Origin of the sequence: Capnocytophaga canis (assembly GCF_000827555.1) — a bacterium.
Taxonomy (GTDB): Bacteria; Bacteroidota; Bacteroidia; order Flavobacteriales; family Flavobacteriaceae; genus Capnocytophaga; species Capnocytophaga canis.
On the sequence record NZ_CDOI01000116.1, the window covers coordinates 1 to 420 of the forward strand.

Sequence of the window (420 nt, forward strand, 5' to 3'; positions counted from 1 at the left end):
TACAATCGTTTTACCTGTTTTGCAATCGCCTGTTTCTGTGTCGGTATGGGTTACCGAAATTTCAGTAGTGCCATCACAATTGGAAATCTGTAATTTGCTTTCTGCTTGGGGTTTATCTTTTCCACAAGACAAATTCACATCCGCGAGGAAATTTATAAAGGTTATTTCCGGTGCAGGAGTAATGGTAATGGTTTGGCTGTGTTTTGTTTCGTTTCCACAAGTGTCTGTTGCTGTCCATCGGTAAATAATTACTTTATTTCCGTTTTCCACCTTGTTTTCTTGGCTCTTAGCAATTTGAACAGCAGAACAATTGTCGGTAGCGGTCAAATTTACCTGCGTTGGCACTTCCTGATTTTCAGTAATCGAAATATCTTTCGGTAATTCTCCTGAAAAAATGGGAGCTTCATTATCCCCTGCAAT

The 420-nt window shown here is 39.5% G+C and carries 1 protein-coding gene; it reads right to left on the reverse strand.

What is annotated here, in order from left to right; translation table 11 throughout:
• Positions 1 to 420: HYR-like domain-containing protein (locus tag CCAND38_RS11920; RefSeq protein WP_042343887.1), on the reverse strand; the 420-nt coding region annotated here is incomplete at both ends.